Origin of the sequence: Mesorhizobium sp. M0815, assembly GCF_040319995.1 — a bacterium.
Classification (GTDB): Bacteria; Pseudomonadota; Alphaproteobacteria; order Rhizobiales; family Rhizobiaceae; genus Mesorhizobium.
The window spans coordinates 1-621 of sequence record NZ_JAMYOU010000081.1 but is presented as its reverse complement, the minus strand read 5'-3'; the positions used below and the strand labels follow the sequence as shown (position 1 = coordinate 621).

Below are 621 nucleotides of genomic sequence, written 5' to 3'. Positions count from 1 at the left end.
GGGCCTGTTGCGTAATTCGCTGATTGTGATTCTCTGAGGTGGACGGTCTGAGGGAATCGCGATGGCAGTGAAGCAGACGGGCCAGTTGAGCTTGGCGGAGGCTTTTCTAGGCACCAAGCTTGTGGGCGGCACTTCGCCGCTCGACCGATTGTCGGGTCTTGTGAAGTGGTATCGGTTTGAGAAACTGCTCAACCCGCTGCGTGATGGCGGTCCGGGTCGGGCGGCTTGGCCACCGCTGGTCCTGTTCAAGGCGCTTTTGTTGCAATCGCTCTACGGGCTTTCGGACCGTGAGTTGGAAGAGGCGCTTGGCGACCGGCTGTCGTTCCGGCGCTTTGCCGGGCTCGGGCTGGAGGAGAGCATTCCCGATCACACGGTGCTTTCGCGCTTTCGCAATCTGCTTGTCGGCGAAGGTCTGCTCGATAAGTTGTTTGGCGAACTGGACCGGCAGTTGGAGAAGGCCGGCGTGATCCTGAAGCGTGGCACGATGCTGGATGCCACGCTGATCAATGCGGTCTCGTCACCGCCGACGCTTGAGCGGCCGTCGAAGGATCCAGATGCCCGCATTACCGCGCGGCAGGGCAAGGGCGGCTTCACCTTCGGCTACAAGGCTCATGTCGGGGT

General features: G+C 61.4%; 1 protein-coding gene. It reads left to right on the top strand.

The window, feature by feature from the left end:
* Positions 1-61 precede the first annotated feature (61 nt).
* A partial coding sequence (locus tag NKI01_RS30825) for an IS5 family transposase (RefSeq protein ID WP_352965865.1) occupies positions 62-621 on the top strand: 560 nt, incomplete at its 3' end.